This is a genomic window from Mycobacterium seoulense (genome assembly GCF_010731595.1).
Classification (GTDB): Bacteria; Actinomycetota; Actinomycetes; order Mycobacteriales; family Mycobacteriaceae; genus Mycobacterium; species Mycobacterium seoulense.
This window is the reverse complement of the sequence record NZ_AP022582.1, coordinates 1953165-1969407: the sequence shown is the minus strand read 5'-3', so window position 1 is coordinate 1969407 and position 16243 is coordinate 1953165. Positions and strand designations below refer to the sequence as shown.

Here is a 16243-nt window from a genome sequence, read left to right as displayed (position 1 = left end):
GTAACGGCCCCGCGCCGGTCAGCGGACCCGCGTCTGTCCCGGAGCGTTCTCGCCGCGCCGGTCCGGGCTCGCCGCGCCCGACTCGGGGTCGGACGCGGCGACGAGGTGGTCGAACGTGCCGGTGACGTCCAGGATGCGATCGAGGAATCGCGGCCGGTGGTCCAGGTGCAGGCGCACGCCCGCCTGAGAGCTCCGGCGATGGACCAGGAGCAGGCCGGAGAGGCCAGCGGAGTCGCAGAAGGCCAGCCGGGAGAGGTCGAGATGAAGGTGCGCCGGGGCGGGCTGTTGGCCGAGCAGCCGACCGACGGCGGCGACCATGGCGTCCACGGTCTCGTACACCAGGTCACCGGAGACCTGCACGCAGGCCGACGGCCCTGTCGTGGCGACGTGCACGGAGAGGTTCACGCCGACGCTCCCGCCTCGGCGACGGTGGTCAGGCCATCGTTTGCTGCTCCCAGTAGACGCAGGCTGCGGGGAAACTCCTTGAGTTGCACCGCCAGCAAATCCAGCGCCGGGCGAAGCGACGCGGCCGGAACGCCGCGCGCAGTGAGGATGTCGGCGGTCCAGGTGATGAAGTCGGTGAACAACGCGTCGTCGTCGGTGTACAGGCTCACGGTGAGGAAGTCCACGATGTGGGCGATGTCCTCGACGGTGCGCTGGTGCTGCTGCGTGGAGTAGGCGCGCATGGCGGGAAAGCGGTCCTCCAAATCGGCGACGGTGGTCTTGACCAGTTGCGCCGCACTCCGGCTCACCATGGTGAATTCCTGGTCGACCAGATGCGGCAGGTCATCGACCGGCTGGCGGTTGGGAACGCGCCGGACGGCGGGGAATCCGCGGGTCAGGCGTTCGTGGGCGGTGCGGGCGTCGGGGGCCCAGGCGTCGGCGCCGAGCCTGCGGGCGAAGCGGCCGTCGTGGCCGAAGGCCGCGCCGCCGGCCAGGACCGGGAACCCGGCGGACTGGCACGCGACGATCGCGGCGTGCGCGTTGGGCAGCCGGGTGGGGATCGAGCAGGAGAGCGCCACGACGTCGGGGCCGTGCTGGTGCAGGTGGGCGATCAGGTGCGGGGTCGGGACCTGCGCCCCCAGGAAGTCGACCTGCCAGCCGCGCAACCGCAGGACCTCGGCCAGCAGCCGGGCGGGCAAAGCGTGCCATTCGCCGTCCACGCAGGCCAAAGTGACTCGACCGCCCCGGCCCCGGACTTTGCCGGAAGGGTGATGGGCCAGCGCGGCGATGACGCGATCGTTGATGGCCGTCGCCGCGTGTTCCTGCGCGACGCTGATGCGGTTGGCGGCCCACTCGGTGCCCACCTTGTGCTGGACGGGGGCGATCACCTGCAGCAGCACGTCTTCCGGCGTCATGCCCGCATCCATCGCGGCGAACACCGTGGCCGCGGCCGCGTATTCGTCGCGGTCGGCCAGGGCGCCCCAAAGCCGTTCGCGGACAACGAGTTCGTCGGCGGCGCCGGTGGCATTCGACGCGGTCATGTCGGTGTCGTGGGGCCTCATGCCACGTACCTGCCCCGGGTGTGGCCGTCAACGGCGCTGAGGTGGGTCCGCTGCGGGGCGGTGATGGCCACGACCGCGATGTCGTCGTGCACGCGTTGCCCCACCCATTGCGTGGCCAGCATCAGGACGCGTTCGACGACCGCTTCGGCCGGCATCCCGGCGCATCCGGTGAGCGAGGCCGCCAGCCGCTGCTCACCGAAGAAGTCGTCGCCGAACGGACCGCCGCGCGCCTCGGTGATCCCGTCGGTGTACAGCAGGCAGGTTTCGCCGGGGGCGAGGGAGGTCTCGAAAGACTGCACGGTGATGCGCTCCAGGGCGCCGACCAGCGTGCCCTTGGTGTCGGCCTCTTCCACCTGCCCGTTGTCGCGCACGATCAGCGGGGGCGGATGCCCGGCGCAGGTCAGCCGCAGCGTCACCTGCCCGTCCCGGTGCGCGACCGAGGCCAGGACCAACGTGGCGAACCGGGTGTGGTCCGACGACAACATGGCGCGGTTGAGCAGCGTGAGCACCCCCTCGTGGTCCTGCGCCAGCGGGGTCAGGGCCTGCAGCGTGTTCCGGATCTTGCCGGTCATCACGGCGGCCTCTAACCCCTTCCCGCACACGTCGCCCAGCACCACCAGCGTCTCGTCCTCGGGGCGCGCGGCGGGATGAAAGTCGTAGAAGTCGCCGCCGACGACCTCGTAGTCCTTCGAAGCCCGGTATCCGCCGGCGAATTCGATGCCGTGCAACCCGTGCAGCGGCGGAGGCAGCAGGTCACGCATCAGCGTGCGGGTGATGGCGGCCTGCTCGGCGTAGAGCCGTGCGGCGGACAGCGCCGCGCCGGCCCGGGCGGCGAACAACCCGGCGAAAAGCTCATCGTCCGCGCTGTAGACCGGGCGATCGGCGCGCCGCAGCAACACCAACGCGCCCGCCGAGACGCCGTGACCCGGCAGCGCCAAGATCATCACGGACCCGACGGGACCCGAGAAATGGTGTGGGACAAGCCAGTCCGGTACCGTCACCGGGTCGATCCAGCCGGAGGAGACCGGCGGGAATCCGTGTAGCGCCTCGCTCAAACCCGCGACCTCCGCGGGGTCGGCGTCGACACTGGACTGCTCCACCACGCCGGCTGCGCCACTGTAGAACACCGGCAGCCGCCGCCCGCGGCCCGTGGGCGCCACCAGCGCCGCGGCGTCGGCCAGGTGCCGGGCGGCCATCTGGACGGTCGCCTCCCGGCAGCGGTCCACGTTCAGCGACGCCGTCAACACCGACGATGTTTCCAGCAGGATCGCCGCGCGCTCCTGCTCCCGCGCCAGCGCTTCCTGCGCGTCGCGCAGCAGCTGGCCGGTGTCCTCGACCAGCGACCACGCCACCTCGCCGCTGGGCAGCATCGCGGCGTGGGCGTCGAATTTGCGGCCGCCCACGCTTCCCGAGGCGACGGACGCGTCCCGCTCGACCGCATCGGGCGCGACGTGGACGAGACGATCGTGTGCCCGCCACAGCCAATCGACCGACTCGTCGATCCGGGCACCCTGCAGCGCGCCGGGCAACAGCGATTCGGCCGACCCGCTCAGTGCCCGCACGATCCCCTCGCGATCGAGGAGCAGCGTGGGGCACGGCACTGCCGCCCACAAGGCGTCAAGGTCGCTCTCGACGCCTACGCGGGCACCATCATGCATGCGGTTGACCTGTCAACGGAGAATCCGGTTTCGGCTGACGTTACCCCGACTGTACGCGGAGTGGGTTGGGGGAGAGGTTCGTTCGCGCCGCGGCCGCGGTGGCCGCGCGTCGAAAGGGCAGCGGAGGAGCCACTTCTCGACCCCGTCGCATGGACTTCGGCAGGGCCGCCTCTCGAGGCGGGAAGCGGGCCTGCACCACGCGTGTCCGAGGGGGGACTTGAACCCCCACGCCCATTAGTAGGGCACTAGCACCTCAAGCTAGCGCGTCTGCCATTCCGCCACTCGGACAAGACCAACCAGAGTTGGCAGCTAAGGCTATCGGATTGTCTCACGCGGACCCAATCCAGCCGGGCCGCTCAGCGCCGAGCCGAGCGGCCTCCGCAATGGTAGGAAAGGTGGTTGTGACCGCCCAGTCCGAGTTCCCGACCGACCCGAGTGACGATGTGGTCGAGGTCGTCAGCAGGTTGATCCGGTTCGACACCACGAACACCGGGGAGCCGGAGACGACGCGGGGCGAGGCCGAGTGCGCGCAGTGGGTGGCCGAGCAGCTCGCCGAGGTCGGCTACGCGCCGCAATATGTCGAGTCGGGCGCCCCGGGCCGGGGCAACGTGATCGCCCGCCTCGCGGGCGCCGACAGCTCGCGCGGGGCGCTGCTGATCCACGGGCATCTCGACGTGGTGCCGGCCGAGCCGGCCGAGTGGAGCGTGCATCCGTTTTCGGGCGCGATCAAGGACGGCTTCGTCTGGGGCCGCGGCGCGGTCGACATGAAGGACATGGTCGGCATGATGATCGTGGTGGCCCGGCGGTTGAAGCGGGCCGGGATCGTCCCGCCGCGCGATCTGGTGTTCGCCTTCCTCGCCGACGAGGAACACGGCGGCAGCTTCGGGGCGCAGTGGCTGGTCGACAACCGGCCCGAGCTGTTCGAGGGCATCACCGAGGCGATCGGCGAAGTCGGCGGGTTCTCGCTGACCGTGCCGCGCCGAGACGGGGGTGAACGCCGGCTCTATCTGATCGAGACGGCGGAGAAGGGTTTGTCGTGGATGCGGCTGACCGCCCGCGGTCCGGCCGGGCATGGGTCGATGGTGCATGACCAGAATGCCGTCACCGCCGTCGCCGAGGCGGTCGCCCGGCTGGGCCGGCACCAGTTTCCGCTCGTGCTGACCGACACCGTCGCCCAGTTCCTGGCCGCCGTCGGGGACGAGACCGGGCTGACGTTCGACGTCGACTCGGGCGACCTGGCGGGAGTGATCGAGAAGCTCGGCCCGATGGCCCGCATGCTCAAGGCCGTGCTGCACGACACCGCGAATCCGACGATGCTCAAGGCCGGGTACAAGGCCAACGTCGTCCCGGCGACTGCCGAAGCGGTGATCGACTGCCGGATCCTGCCGGGGCGCAAGGCGGCGTTCGAGGCCGAGGTCGACGAGCTGCTGGGCCCGGACGTGAGCCGCGAGTGGATCAAGGACTTCTCGTCGTATGAAACCAGCTTCGACGGCGACCTGGTCGACGCCATGAACGCCGCCGTGCTGGCGCTGGACCCGGATGGCCGCACGGTGCCCTACATGCTTTCCGGTGGCACCGACGCGAAAGCGTTCGCGCGCTTGGGGATTCGCTGTTTTGGTTTCAGCCCGCTGCGGTTGCCGCCGGACCTCGATTTCACCGCGCTGTTCCACGGGGTCGACGAGCGGGTACCCGTGGATGCGCTGAGGTTCGGCACCGATGTGCTGGCACACTTCCTGACACACTGCTGAAGACACGACACGCAACGAGAGGATCGCCCATGAGCACCGTGCCCGACCCGTACGCCGCCCTGCCGAAGCTGCCGTCGTTCACCCTGACGTCGGAATCGATCGCCGACGGCCAGCCGCTGGCCACGCCGCAGGTCAGCGGAATCATGGGCGCGGGTGGGGAAGACGTCAGCCCGCAGTTGAGCTGGTCGGGGTTTCCGGCGGAGACCCGCAGCTTTGCCGTCACGGTCTACGACCCCGATGCGCCGACGGCCTCGGGGTTCTGGCACTGGGCAGTGGCCAACCTGCCGGCCGACGTGACCGAACTTCCCGCGGGCGCGGGGGATGGAAGCGTCCTGCCCGGCGACGCGCTGACGCTGGTCAACGACGCGGGCATGCGCCGCTACATCGGGGCCGCGCCGCCGCCGGGCCACGGGCCGCACCGGTACTACATCGCCGTGCACGCCGTGGGCGTGGACAAGCTGGACCTCAGCGAGGATGCCAGCCCCGCGTACCTCGGCTTCAACCTGTTCCAGCACGCGATCGCGCGCGCCGTCATTCACGGCGTCTACGAGCAGAAGTAGGCGCGGGCGGCTGCCGCCGCTTGTTGTCGGTGGTCGGGCATATCATTCGAACATGCGTTCGACCAACCGCGAGGCGATTCAGCACGACGTCGACGCGTTGCGCGCGGTGGTCTCCCGCTTCCAGGGGCATTCGTATGACGCGCTGACCAATCCGGAGCGGTTGCGGTTGTTGGAGGTGCTCGAGTGCGAGACGCGCCGGCTGCAAGTGCCAAGTCATCAACTCATCAATCAGGTTGCCGAGCAGGCTGATTCCGCCGAGCTGGGCGGCAAGCTGAGCTGGGCGCTGGCCGACCGGTTGCACGTCACTCGGGGGGAGGCCAGCCGCCGGATCGCCGAGGCCGCCGAGCTGGGCCCGCGGCGGGCGCTTTCCGGTGAGCCGTTGGCACCGGTTTTGCCCGCCACCGCGGCGGCCCAGCGCGACGGGGCCATCGGGTCGGACCATGTGGCGATGATCCGGCGGCTTTTTCGCCAGCTGCCCGAATCGGTCGACATAGAAACGCGCGAGCACGCCGAGAAACACCTGGCCTCCGAGGCCACTCACTATCGCCCGGATCAACTCGCCAAGCTCGCCCGCCACCTGATGGACTGCCTCAATCCCGACGGCAACTACACCGACGCGGACCGGGCGCGGGTCCGCGGGCTGGTGCTCGGCAACCAGCAGGCCGATGGCATGTCGAAGCTGAGCGGATGGTTGACGCCCGAGGCGCGCGCCAGCTGGGAGGCGGTGCTTGCCAAGCTGGCCGCCCCGGGGATGTGCAACCCGGACGACGAGGCGCCGGTCGTGGACGGCGCACCACCCGAAGAGGCGGTGCAGCGAGACGCTCGCAGCCCCGCCCAGCGTAACCACGACGGTCTCAACGCGGCCCTGCGCGCGATGCTGGCCAGCGGCGACCTTGGCCGGCACAACGGATTGCCGGCATCCATCGTCGTGACGACCACGCTGACCGAGCTGGAAGCCGCCGCAGGCAATGGTTTGACCGGCGGGGGCACCATCTTGCCGATGTCCGACGTGATCCGCCTGGCCCGCCATGCCCACCACTATCTGGCCGTCTTCGACAGGGGCGAGGCGGTGGCGCTGTATCACGGCAAGCGATTGGCCTCACCCGGACAGCGAATTGTGTTGTACGCCAAGGACCGTGGCTGTTCGCATCCGGGTTGTGATGTGCCAGGCTACTACTGCGAAGTCCACCACGTCGAAGATTGGGCCAGCACCTACCGCACCGATATCGATCAACTCACCCTGGCCTGCGGACCCCACCACCGGCTTCTCGAGAAGGGCTGGACCACCCGACGACGCGCCAACGGCGACATCGAATGGATCCCGCCGCCGCATCTCGACCGCGGACAGCCGCGCGTCAACACCTTCCACCACCCCGAGAAGGTGCTGGCTGAAGACGACGCTGAAGACGACGACGAAGAAGGCGCGGCTTAACTCGCCCCGCCAACCTTCGGCGCCGCCGACCCGACCGCGTCGCTGAGCGAGGCGAACCCGCCGTCGCGCAGCCGGCGGGCGATGCCGTCGTGAATGCGCTTGGGCCACAACCCGCCCCCGTAGATGAAGCCGGTATAGGCCTGCAGCAGCGACGCGCCCGCGGTGATGCGCTCCCACGCGTCGTCGGCCGTTTCGATGCCGCCGACGCTGACCAGCACCAGGCGGTCGCCGACCCGGGCGTAGAGCCGGCGCAGCACCTCGGCGGCGCGGCGCGCCACCGGCGGCCCGGAGACGCCGCCGGGGCCCAGCGCGTCGACGCCCGGCGTCTTCAGGCCGTCGCGCGACACGGTGGTGTTGGTGGCGACGATTCCGGCCAGGCCCAACTCGACGGCCAGGTCGGCGATGTCGTCGAGATCGGCGTCGGAAAGGTCGGGCGCGATCTTCACCAGCACGGGTTTCGACGTCTCGGCCAGGACCGCCGACAGGATGGGCCGCAGCGACTCGACGGCCTGCAGGTCGCGCAGGCCCGGCGTGTTCGGCGAGCTGACGTTGACCACCAGGTAGGACGCCAGCGGTGCGACCAGCCTGGCGCTGGCCCGGTAGTCCTCGACGGCGTCGGCGGCCGGCGTGGACTTCGTCTTGCCGATGTTGACCCCGATCGGGATGTCGGGACGGTGACGCGCGAGCTGGATCGCCAGCGCGCCGGCGCCGAGGTTGTTGAAGCCCATCCGGTTCAGCAGGGCGCGGTCGGCGGGCAGCCGGAACATCCGCGGCGGCGGGTTGCCGGGCTGCGCGTTCGCGGTGACGGTTCCGACCTCCGCGTATCCGAACCCCAACGCCCCCCAGGTCAGCAAGCCCTTGCCGTCCTTGTCGAAGCCGGCGGCCAGCCCGAGCGGCCCCGGGAAGCGCACCCCGAACACCGTGCTCGCCAGCGCGGGATCGGTGGGGCCGAGCAGGCGGTGCAACAGCCGCCGTGTCAGGGCGGCGGCGGTGGCCCCACGCAACACCGCGAAGACCAGCGTGTGGATGCGCTCGGGCGGAACCAGGAAGAACAGCCGTCGCACCAGGCCGTACACCATGCCTTCGCGCGGTTGGGTCACCGTCACAGTTGCGGCTGGTCAGGTCGCCGGTTGTGCAGCCGAGACTTCTTGCGGCGCAACAACACCCGGCGGCTGCCGTCGGTGTAGAGCCGCACCCGGGTCAGTTCCCAGCCCCGGTATTCGGCCTCGATGGACAGGCGGATGGACGCGCTGAGCCGGGTCACCTCCGGTGGCAGGCGCAGCGGCACCCACTCGTATTCGTCGGACAATTCGGTGTCCCAGCCCGCGGGCAACTGACTTCGGCGCGGCGCGCTCAACGCGTACCCGCCGCGTGTTCGATGACCTGCACCCCCGCACCGGACCCCGACACCACGTACAAGGTGTCTGACGCTTCGTCGAAGGCCAGTGAGTTCGGTTGCTGCACGGTTGGGTAACGCACCTTTTCGACGGGAATTCCGGTGGATAGATCGTAACCAATGACCATATTAGAAGCGGTCTGCGAAACCCAGGCCAACGCGCGCGAGCCGGCCAGGCCGTACGGCGCCTGCGGCACCGGATAGGCCTGACGCAAGATCAGCGGGTCGACGCCGTAGGCGAGCAGCTGGCCACCCCGGGTGTCGGCGACCAGAATCCGGCCCCACGGGTCCGCGGCCATGGTGGTGGCGCCTTCGCCGGCCCGCAGCGCCTGTTGGACCTGGCCGTCGGCGCCGATTGCGGTGACCGAGGTCTGCCCACGGTCCAGGACCACCGTGGTATTCCCTTGCGTGGCAAGGCAATCGACGCGTGCGAAGATCTTGCTCCTGCCGGCGACGGTCGCGGTGGCGGCGGGTCCCGGCGTGGCGGGCGTGGGGGAAGCGAGCGTGTAGACGGCCCCGTCGGCGCTGCCCAACACCAGCTTGCCGTCGGCCCGTTGGGCGACCGCGGTGAAATCGGTCTGCTGGGCGCCGGTCACGTTCACCTCTCCCGTGTGGCCGGTGGCGAGGTCGACCACGACATAGCCGCCCCGGGCTGCCAGGAAGAGCGTGCCGTGGCCGTCGTCGGTCAACGCGCTCGCCGGTCCCGGCAAGGCGATGACGCGCGGCGGGGCCTTGGGGTCGTCGAAGACGGTGACGGTGGCCGGCCCCGCCGGGCCGGGCGCCAGCACCGCCAATCGGTGCGTGCCGCCGTCGAAGGCCGCCGCGGACGCGCGGGCGGGTAGCGGCCGCACCGCGCCGGCCGGGTTCTGCGAGGCCGGCGGAGAAACGGCGGCTGACGCCGGTTCGATGGTGGGCGGCGCGGACTTGAATGTATTCGACGAACACCCCGTGACCGCGGCCAGCAAAATGGCGAGACCCAGCGCACCGCGGTGAGCTGCCGTTTGATTTCGGCCGTGCCTTGACAGCAATTATTTTCCCTCGCGTAACGGTTATGGACTTCTCACTCTAAGGAACGCCTTCGCATCCAATCCGGCCATGTCGCGCGCATCAAGTCCCACGGGGGAGGTATGGTCGGCGTATGGCCGTCATCGTGGACCGTCAACTTGCGGGAAACGAGTTTGCTGTCGAGGACATGTCGACAGGGATTTTCGCGAGCGGGTATGGACAAGTCGGTGATGGCCGCAGTTTTTCGTTCCACATCGAGCACGGCTCGCTCGTCGTCGAGATTTACCGGCCGCGCCTCGCCGGGCCGGTGCCGCAGGCCGACGAGGTGGTCGCCACCGCGGTCCGCAGCTTGGTCGACATCGACCTCACCGACGAGCGCAGCCTGACCGCAGCCGTGCGGGACTCGGTGGCGCACGCCGTGCCGGTGCCGCACTAGTCACGCGCTAACCCATAGCCCGCGTTCGCACCGGGTACGGTCGTGTTCGTGGTTGCCCCAGCGTCTCGGACGTCCCCATTGGACACCGCGGCATGACGGTCATCCTGTTGCGCCACGGTCGCTCCACCTCGAACACCGCCGGCGTCCTGGCCGGTCGCTCGGAGGGCGTCGACCTCGACGACAAGGGCCGCGATCAGGCCGCGGGCCTGATCGACCGGATCGGTGACCTGCCGATCCGCGCGTTGGTCAGTTCGCCGTTGCTGCGCTGCCGGCGCACAGTCGAGCCGCTCGCCGCCGCGCTGTGCCTGGAGCCGATCATCGACGAGCGGCTGGCCGAGGTGGATTACGGGGACTGGACCGGCCGCAAGATCGCCGAGCTGGCCGGCGAATCGCTGTGGCGGGTCGTGCAGGCCCACCCGAGCGCCGCGGTCTTCCCCGGCGGCGAGGGGCTGGCGCACGTGCAGGCCCGCGCCGTGGCCGCCATCCGGGAACACGATCGACGGCTGGCCGTGGAGCATGGCGGGGAACGCGGCGGCGACGTCCTGTGGGTGGCCTGCACTCACGGTGATGTCATCAAGGCGGTCATCGCCGACGCGTACGGCATGCACCTGGACGCGTTCCAGCGGGTCACCGCCGACCCGGCGTCGGTGAGCGTGATCCGATACACCGAACTGCGTCCGTTTGTGTTGCACGTCAACCACACCGGTGCAAAGTTGGCCGCGGCGCTGCGGGCCGGGCCACCGCCCCAGGACCAGGCGAAGGCGAAGACCGACGGTGAGTCCCCGGCGGGGCCAACGGAACAGCCGACGGCAGATGCGGCGCCGACCGAACAGCCGACGGAACAGCCGACGGAACAGCCTGCCGCGGTCGTGCCGTCCAGCGACGCGGTGGTCGGCGGCTCGACGGATTAATTCCGCTTAAAACAGGTGGAGCGGGGCAATCGAATCGCACGGCGAAGGCAACAGCCGGTATTTTGGAGGTGCCATGGCCCGCGCAATCCACGTCTTCCGCACACCCGACCGCTTCGTGGCCGGGACCGTCGGCCAACCCGGAAACCGCACCTTCTACATCCAAGCGGTGCACGATTCCCGGGTGGTGTCGGTGGTGTTGGAGAAGCAGCAGGTGGCGGTGCTGGCCGAACGCATCGGTGCGCTGCTGCTCGAGGTGAATCGCAGGTTCGGCACGCCGGTCCCGCCGGAGCCCGCCGAGGTCGAGGATCTCAACCCGTTGATCACGCCCGTGGATGCCGAGTTTCGGGTCGGAACCATGGGCCTGGGCTGGGATTCGGAGGCCCAGACCGTGGTCGTCGAGCTGCTGGCGGTCACCGACGCCGAGTTCGACGCGTCGGTGGTGCTCGACGACACCGAAGAGGGCCCCGACGCGGTTCGCGTGTTCTTGACGCCGGAGTCGGCGCGGCAGTTCGCCACGCGCTCCAATCGCGTTATCTCAGCGGGACGGCCGCCGTGCCCGCTGTGTGATGAGCCGTTGGACCCGGAGGGCCATATCTGTGCGCGCGCCAACGGCTATAGGCGCAGCGCGCTGCTCGGGCCTGACGATGAACTTGAGGCCTGACGACCGTGAGGTGTTGCTCAACGGTGAGCTGACGGTCCTCGGACGCATCCGCTCAGCCAGCAACGCCACCTTCTTGTGCGAGTCCACGCTGGGCGAGTCGATCGTGCACTGCGTCTACAAACCGATCTCCGGTGAAGCCCCGCTGTGGGATTTTCCCGACGGGACGCTGGCGGGTCGCGAACTCGCCGCGTACCTGGTGTCGACGCAGTTGGGGTGGAACATCGTGCCGTACACGGTGATTCGTCACGGGCCGGCCGGTCCGGGCATGCTGCAGCTGTGGGTGGAGCAGCCCGGCGACGCGGCCGACTCCGAGCCGAGGCCCGGCCCCGACCTGGTCGACCTGTTTCCCGCCAACAAGCCGGAGCCCGGCTATCTGCCGGTGCTGCGGGCCTACGACTACGCCGGCGACGAGGTCGTCTTGATGCACGCCGACGACATCCGGTTGCGGCGGATGGCGGTCTTCGACGTCCTGATCAACAACGCCGACCGCAAGGGCGGCCACGTTCTGCGTGACATCGAGGGCCACGTCTACGGCGTCGATCACGGGGTGTGCCTGCATGTCGAGAACAAGCTGCGCACGGTGTTATGGGGCTGGGCCAACAAGCCCGTCGACCAGAAGATGCTGGAGGCGGTGGACGGGCTCACCGAGGCCCTGGGCGGGTCGCTGGGCGATGAGCTGGCCGAGCACATCACGCGCGCGGAGGTCGCGGCGCTGCGCAGGCGCGCCCATGCGCTGCTGACCGATCCGGTGATGCCCGGCCCCAACCGGCATCGTCCCATTCCCTGGCCGGCCTTCTGACCCACGGCTTCTGAGCCGCGCGCGGGCGTCGGGAATACTGAGCCGGTGAGCCAGGGCCCGGATGAGTTAACCGACGCCGCACTGGCCGCCGAACTCGCCGCGGACGCGGGGGAGCTGCTGCTCAAAGTGCGCGACGAGATCGGCTTCGGTCACCCGTGGGCATTGGGTGACGCCGGCGACACCCTGGCCAACGAGCTGATCCTGCGGCGGCTGCGCACCGAGCGCCCCAACGATGCGGTGCTCAGCGAGGAGGCGTACGACGACCGGGCCCGGCTCCAGCGCGACCGGGTGTGGATCATCGACCCGCTGGACGGCACCCGGGAATTCTCCACGCCGGGCCGCGACGACTGGGCGGTGCACATCGCGCTGTGGCAGCGCCCCAGCAACGGCCGGCGGGAAATCACCGACGCGGCGGTGTCGTTGCCGGCCCGCGGGAACACGGTCTACCGCACCGACACCGTGACCGCAGACGCCGCGCGCGTCGGCGTCCCCCACACGTTCCGGATCGCCGTCAGCGCCACCCGGCCACCCTTCGTGTTGCACCGCATGCGCCAGTCGCTGGCCATCCAGCCGGTGGCGATCGGTTCGGCCGGCGCCAAGGCCATGGCCATCATCGACGGCGAGGTCGACGCCTATCTGCACGCGGGCGGCCAGTGGGAGTGGGACTCCGCCGCGCCCGCCGGGGTGGTGATGGCCGCGGGCATGCACGCCTCACGGCTGGACGGCTCGCCCATGCGCTACAACCAATTCGATCCGTACCTGCCCGACTTCGTGATGTGCCGCGCCGAGATCGCGCCCATCCTGCTTGCGGCCATCCGCGACGCGTGGCGCTGACCGCGCGCGTTTAGAGTCGATGCCATGCAGTCGTGGGTGTTTGCGCCGGTTCCGGTGTTGCCGGGGCGTGGTCCAGAGCTTCGGCTCTATGACACCTCCGACCGGCAGGTGCGCCCGGTGGCACCCGGATCGACAGCGACCATGTACGTCTGCGGCATCACTCCGTATGACTCCACCCATCTCGGTCATGCGGCGACGTATCTGACGTTCGACCTCGTCTACCGGCTGTGGCTGGATCTGGGCCAGCGGGTGCACTACGTGCAGAACGTGACCGACGTCGACGATCCGCTGTTCGAGCGCGCCGAGCGCGACGGTGTCGACTGGCGCGAGCTCGGCGATCGGGAGGTCGCCCGCTTTCGCGACGACATGGCGGCGCTGCGGGTCCTGCCGCCGCGCGATTACGTCGCGGCCACCCAGGCGATCCCCGAGGTGGTCGAGCTCGTCGAGAAGATGTTGGCGTCGGGTGCGGCGTACGTCGTCGACGGCGACCACCCGGACGTCTACTACCGCGCGGACGCCACACCGCAGTTCGGCTACGAGTCCGGCTACGACCGCGAAACCATGCTGCGACTCTTCGGGCAGCGCGGCGGCGACCCGCAGCGGCCCGGCAAGACCGACGAGCTCGACGCGCTGCTGTGGCGTGCCGCGCGGCCGGGGGAGCCGAGTTGGCCGTCGCCGTTCGGCCCCGGGCGGCCCGGTTGGCACGTCGAGTGCGCGGCGATCGCGCTCAGCCGCGCCGGCAGCGGACTGGACATCCAGGGCGGGGGGAGCGACCTGATCTTCCCGCATCACGAGTTCACGGCCGCCCACGCCGAATGTGTCCGGGGTGAGCGACGGTTCGCCCGGCACTACGTGCACGCGGGGATGATCGGCTGGGACGGGCACAAGATGTCCAAGAGCCGCGGCAACCTGGTGCTCGTGTCGACGTTGCGGGCGCAGGGCGTCGAACCGGCGGCCATCCGGCTGGGGCTGCTGGCCGGGCACTACCGCGCCGACCGGTTCTGGAGCCAGCAGGTGCTCGACGAGGCCAACGCCCGGCTGCGGCGCTGGCGCACCGCCACCGGGCTGCCCGCCGGCCCGGACGCCGCCGACGTGATCGCGCGGGTGCGCCAGTACCTGGCCGACGACCTGAACACACCCAAAGCCCTTGCCGCACTTGATGGTTGGGTGACCGACGCCCTCGAATACGGTGGCCACGACACCGAGGCGCCGTCGTTGGTGGCAACCGCGATCGATGCGCTGCTCGGGGTGGAACTGTGAACAGGGAACCGTGAACGGGGTACCTTGGCGGCCATGACGTCGCTGCAGGGCAAAGTCGTTTTCATCACCGGCGGTGCCCGGGGAATCGGTGCCGCGGTCGCCCGCCGGCTGCGCAACAAGGGCGCCAAGCTCGTGCTCACCGATCTCAACGACGCCGAGCTGGGCGCGCTGGCCGCCGAACTCGGCGAGGAGCACGTGCTGACCGCGGTCGCCGACGTGCGGGACCTGCCGGCCATGCAGGCCGTCGCCGCCGGGGCCGTCGAACGCTTCGGCGGCATCGACGTCGTGATCGCCAACGCGGGGATCGCCAGCTACGGGTCGGTGCTGCAGGTCGACCCCGAGGCGTTCAAGCGGGTGCTCGACATCAACGTGCTCGGCGTCTTCAACACCGTGCGGGCCACGTTGCCGGCGGTGATCGAGCGGCGCGGCTACGTGCTGGTCGTCTCGTCACTGGCGGCGTACACCGCGTGTCCGGGCCTGGTCCCGTACAACGCGTCGAAGGCAGGCGTCGAGATCCTGGCCAACGCGCTGCGGCTGGAGGTGGCCCAGCACGGCGTCGCCGTCGGCTCGTCGCACATGTCGTGGATCGACACCGCGCTGGTCCGCGACACCGAGGCCGACCTGCCGGCCTTCGGCAAGCTGCTCGCCAGCTTCCCGTGGCCGTTGAACAAGACCACCACCGTCGACAAGTGCGCGGACGCCTTCGTCAAAGGCATCGCGGGCCGCCGCAGCCGGATCTACTGCCCGAGCTGGGTCGCCCTGTTCCGCTGGATCAAGCCGGTGCTGTCCACCTCGGTCGGGGAACTGCCGCTGCATAAACCCACCGCGGAGCTGCTGCCCCAACTGGATGCCCAAGTCGCCGCCCTCGGGCGCTCCACCAGCGCCTACAACCAGGGGCTGGGCAAAAAGCAGCCTTAGCGCCCGAACCCGGGCCGGCGGCGGCGCAGATACCGCTCAAATTCCGCCGCCAGCGCGTCGCCGTCGATCTTGCCCAGGGCCTCGTTCATGTCGACCTCGGCGTCGCCGCGCTGTTCCAGCGACAGCACGTACTCCGCCAGGTCCTCGTCCTCGGCGGCCATCTCGGTGATCGCCTGCTCCCACTCCTCGGCTTCCGTCGGCAGGTCGGCCAGCGGAACCTCGATGTCGAGGACGTCCTCCACGCGGCGCAGCAGTGCCACCGTCGCCTTCGGGTTGGGCGGCTGCGACACGTAGTGCGGCACCGCCGCCCAGAACGTCACCGCCGGGATCCCGGCGGCCACACAGGCGTCCTGGAACACCCCGGCGATGCCGGTCGGCCCCTCGTAGCGGCTTTCCTCGAGCCCGAAGCGCTTCGCCGACTCGGGGCTGTAGGCCGCGCCCGAGACGGGAACCGGCCGGGTGTGGGGGGTGTCGGCCAGCAGAGCCCCCAGGATGACCACGGTGTCCACGTTCAGTTTGTCGGCGATGGCGACCAGCTCGGCGCAGAAGGTGCGCCAGCGCATGTTGGGCTCCACGCCATGCATCAACACGACGTCGCGGTCGCTGCCCGGCGGCCGGCAGTGCGAGATCCGCATCGCCGGCCACACCAGCTCCCGCGTGACACCGTCGACCTGCCGGATGACCGGGCGATTCACCTGGTAGTCGTAATAGGCCTCGTCGTCGATCTCCAGGATCGGGTCGGCTTCCCAGATGGCCTCGAGGTGCTCCAACGCGTCGCTGGCGGCGTCGCCGGCGTCGTTCCAGCCCTCGAACGCCGCCACGACGATGGTGTTCTGCAGTTCGGGCAGTGCGGCTCCACTATTGGGGGGGCCCTCGGGCGGGGTCACAGAATCAGCGTACGGCCTCGCGGCCCGATGTTCGGGGCGCGGTGGCCATGGATCGCCGGGCGATCGCCGCTCGACCGGGGGCTTTGCATAGGACGACTATCCTTATGGGTGACTGCCGCCAAACGGACACCGCCACGACCCGGAGTACGTTCGGCTGCAAACCCGTTAACCTTGGTAACTACAACATTGCCGGCAAGATCCCGCGAGACGGCGCGCAAGGGCAGCGCGAACGC

17 protein-coding genes and 1 tRNA gene are annotated in these 16243 nt (G+C 69.9%); 10 read left to right on the top strand and 8 right to left on the bottom strand.

Annotation, left to right across the window (positions count from 1 at the left end; all coding sequences use genetic code 11):
* Positions 1 to 18 precede the first annotated feature (18 nt).
* The 4 genes from G6N37_RS09035 to G6N37_RS09020 form a co-directional block, all read right to left on the bottom strand.
* Entirely contained in the window at positions 19 to 405 is a 387-nt protein-coding gene (locus G6N37_RS09035) for an STAS domain-containing protein (protein ID WP_163678878.1), read from the bottom strand.
* On the bottom strand, positions 402 to 1505 hold the full coding sequence (locus G6N37_RS09030) for a cobalamin B12-binding domain-containing protein (RefSeq protein ID WP_163678875.1): 1104 nt from the start codon (positions 1503 to 1505) through the stop codon (positions 402 to 404). Before G6N37_RS09030 ends, G6N37_RS09035 begins: the two co-directional genes overlap by 4 nt.
* Positions 1502 to 3163: a PP2C family protein-serine/threonine phosphatase gene (locus tag G6N37_RS09025; protein ID WP_163678872.1), complete on the bottom strand. Its 1662-nt coding sequence runs from the start codon at positions 3161 to 3163 to the stop codon at positions 1502 to 1504. Before G6N37_RS09025 ends, G6N37_RS09030 begins: the two co-directional genes overlap by 4 nt.
* Before the next feature lie 202 nt (positions 3164 to 3365).
* Positions 3366 to 3451, bottom strand: a tRNA-Leu gene (locus G6N37_RS09020).
* Positions 3452 to 3546: 95 nt separating this feature from the next.
* On the opposite strand from G6N37_RS09020, the gene G6N37_RS09015 reads away from it, so the two are divergent.
* The 3 genes from G6N37_RS09015 to G6N37_RS09005 are packed head-to-tail and all read left to right on the top strand — an operon-like array spanning position 3547 to position 6903.
* Positions 3547 to 4911 carry a M20/M25/M40 family metallo-hydrolase gene (locus G6N37_RS09015; RefSeq protein ID WP_276066123.1) on the top strand — a complete coding sequence of 455 codons (1365 nt, stop codon included), beginning with the start codon at positions 3547 to 3549 and terminating at the stop codon, positions 4909 to 4911.
* A gap of 29 nt (positions 4912 to 4940) precedes the next feature.
* On the top strand, positions 4941 to 5471 hold the full coding sequence (locus G6N37_RS09010; protein ID WP_163678866.1) for a YbhB/YbcL family Raf kinase inhibitor-like protein: 531 nt from the start codon (positions 4941 to 4943) through the stop codon (positions 5469 to 5471).
* Positions 5472 to 5523: 52 nt separating this feature from the next.
* Positions 5524 to 6903 carry an HNH endonuclease signature motif containing protein gene (locus G6N37_RS09005; RefSeq protein WP_163678863.1) on the top strand — a complete coding sequence of 460 codons (1380 nt, stop codon included), beginning with the start codon at positions 5524 to 5526 and terminating at the stop codon, positions 6901 to 6903.
* Here the strand turns inward: G6N37_RS09005 and G6N37_RS09000 are convergent.
* Genes G6N37_RS09000 through G6N37_RS08990 form a run of 3 tightly spaced genes read right to left on the bottom strand, consistent with a single transcriptional unit; the run spans position 6900 to position 9279 of the window.
* Positions 6900 to 7979 carry a quinone-dependent dihydroorotate dehydrogenase gene (locus G6N37_RS09000; RefSeq protein WP_163684792.1) on the bottom strand — a complete coding sequence of 360 codons (1080 nt, stop codon included), beginning with the start codon at positions 7977 to 7979 and terminating at the stop codon, positions 6900 to 6902. The two genes, G6N37_RS09005 and G6N37_RS09000, sit on opposite strands and share 4 nt — an antisense overlap.
* A 26-nt stretch (positions 7980 to 8005) precedes the next feature.
* Positions 8006 to 8260, bottom strand: coding sequence for a DUF5703 family protein (locus tag G6N37_RS08995; protein WP_163678860.1), 255 nt, complete (start codon positions 8258 to 8260; stop codon positions 8006 to 8008).
* Positions 8257 to 9279 carry a YncE family protein gene (locus G6N37_RS08990; protein WP_174813925.1) on the bottom strand — a complete coding sequence of 341 codons (1023 nt, stop codon included), beginning with the start codon at positions 9277 to 9279 and terminating at the stop codon, positions 8257 to 8259. The genes G6N37_RS08995 and G6N37_RS08990 overlap by 4 nt, the downstream gene beginning before the upstream one ends.
* A 158-nt stretch (positions 9280 to 9437) precedes the next feature.
* Between G6N37_RS08990 and G6N37_RS08985 the strand changes: the two genes are divergently transcribed.
* The 7 genes from G6N37_RS08985 to G6N37_RS08955 all read left to right on the top strand — a co-directional run bounded on the left by G6N37_RS08985 (position 9438) and on the right by G6N37_RS08955 (position 15123).
* Complete coding sequence (locus G6N37_RS08985; protein ID WP_163678854.1) at positions 9438 to 9740, top strand: hypothetical protein; 303 nt, start codon at positions 9438 to 9440, stop codon at positions 9738 to 9740.
* Between the two features lie 92 nt (positions 9741 to 9832).
* Positions 9833 to 10651 carry an MSMEG_4193 family putative phosphomutase gene (locus G6N37_RS08980; protein WP_163678851.1) on the top strand — a complete coding sequence of 273 codons (819 nt, stop codon included), beginning with the start codon at positions 9833 to 9835 and terminating at the stop codon, positions 10649 to 10651.
* A gap of 73 nt (positions 10652 to 10724) precedes the next feature.
* Positions 10725 to 11312 carry a DUF3090 domain-containing protein gene (locus G6N37_RS08975; RefSeq protein WP_046186213.1) on the top strand — a complete coding sequence of 196 codons (588 nt, stop codon included), beginning with the start codon at positions 10725 to 10727 and terminating at the stop codon, positions 11310 to 11312.
* Positions 11296 to 12111, top strand: a complete 816-nt coding sequence (locus G6N37_RS08970) for an SCO1664 family protein (RefSeq protein ID WP_276066122.1) — start codon at positions 11296 to 11298, stop codon at positions 12109 to 12111. Before G6N37_RS08975 ends, G6N37_RS08970 begins: the two co-directional genes overlap by 17 nt.
* Before the next feature lie 45 nt (positions 12112 to 12156).
* A complete protein-coding gene (locus tag G6N37_RS08965) occupies positions 12157 to 12945 on the top strand; it encodes a 3'(2'),5'-bisphosphate nucleotidase CysQ (protein WP_163678849.1) in 789 nt (262 codons plus the stop codon).
* Positions 12946 to 12969: 24 nt separating this feature from the next.
* Positions 12970 to 14205, top strand: coding sequence for a cysteine--1-D-myo-inosityl 2-amino-2-deoxy-alpha-D-glucopyranoside ligase (mshC, locus tag G6N37_RS08960; RefSeq protein WP_163678846.1), 1236 nt, complete (start codon positions 12970 to 12972; stop codon positions 14203 to 14205).
* A 33-nt stretch (positions 14206 to 14238) separates the two neighbouring features.
* The gene (locus G6N37_RS08955) at positions 14239 to 15123 is read left to right on the top strand and encodes an SDR family oxidoreductase (protein WP_163678843.1); all 885 of its coding nucleotides are present in this window, start codon (positions 14239 to 14241) and stop codon (positions 15121 to 15123) included.
* Here G6N37_RS08955 and G6N37_RS08950 read toward each other — a convergent pair.
* A complete protein-coding gene (locus G6N37_RS08950) occupies positions 15120 to 16010 on the bottom strand; it encodes a PAC2 family protein (protein ID WP_174813807.1) in 891 nt (296 codons plus the stop codon). The genes G6N37_RS08955 and G6N37_RS08950 overlap by 4 nt on opposite strands.
* Between the last annotated feature and the right edge of the window lie 233 nt (positions 16011 to 16243).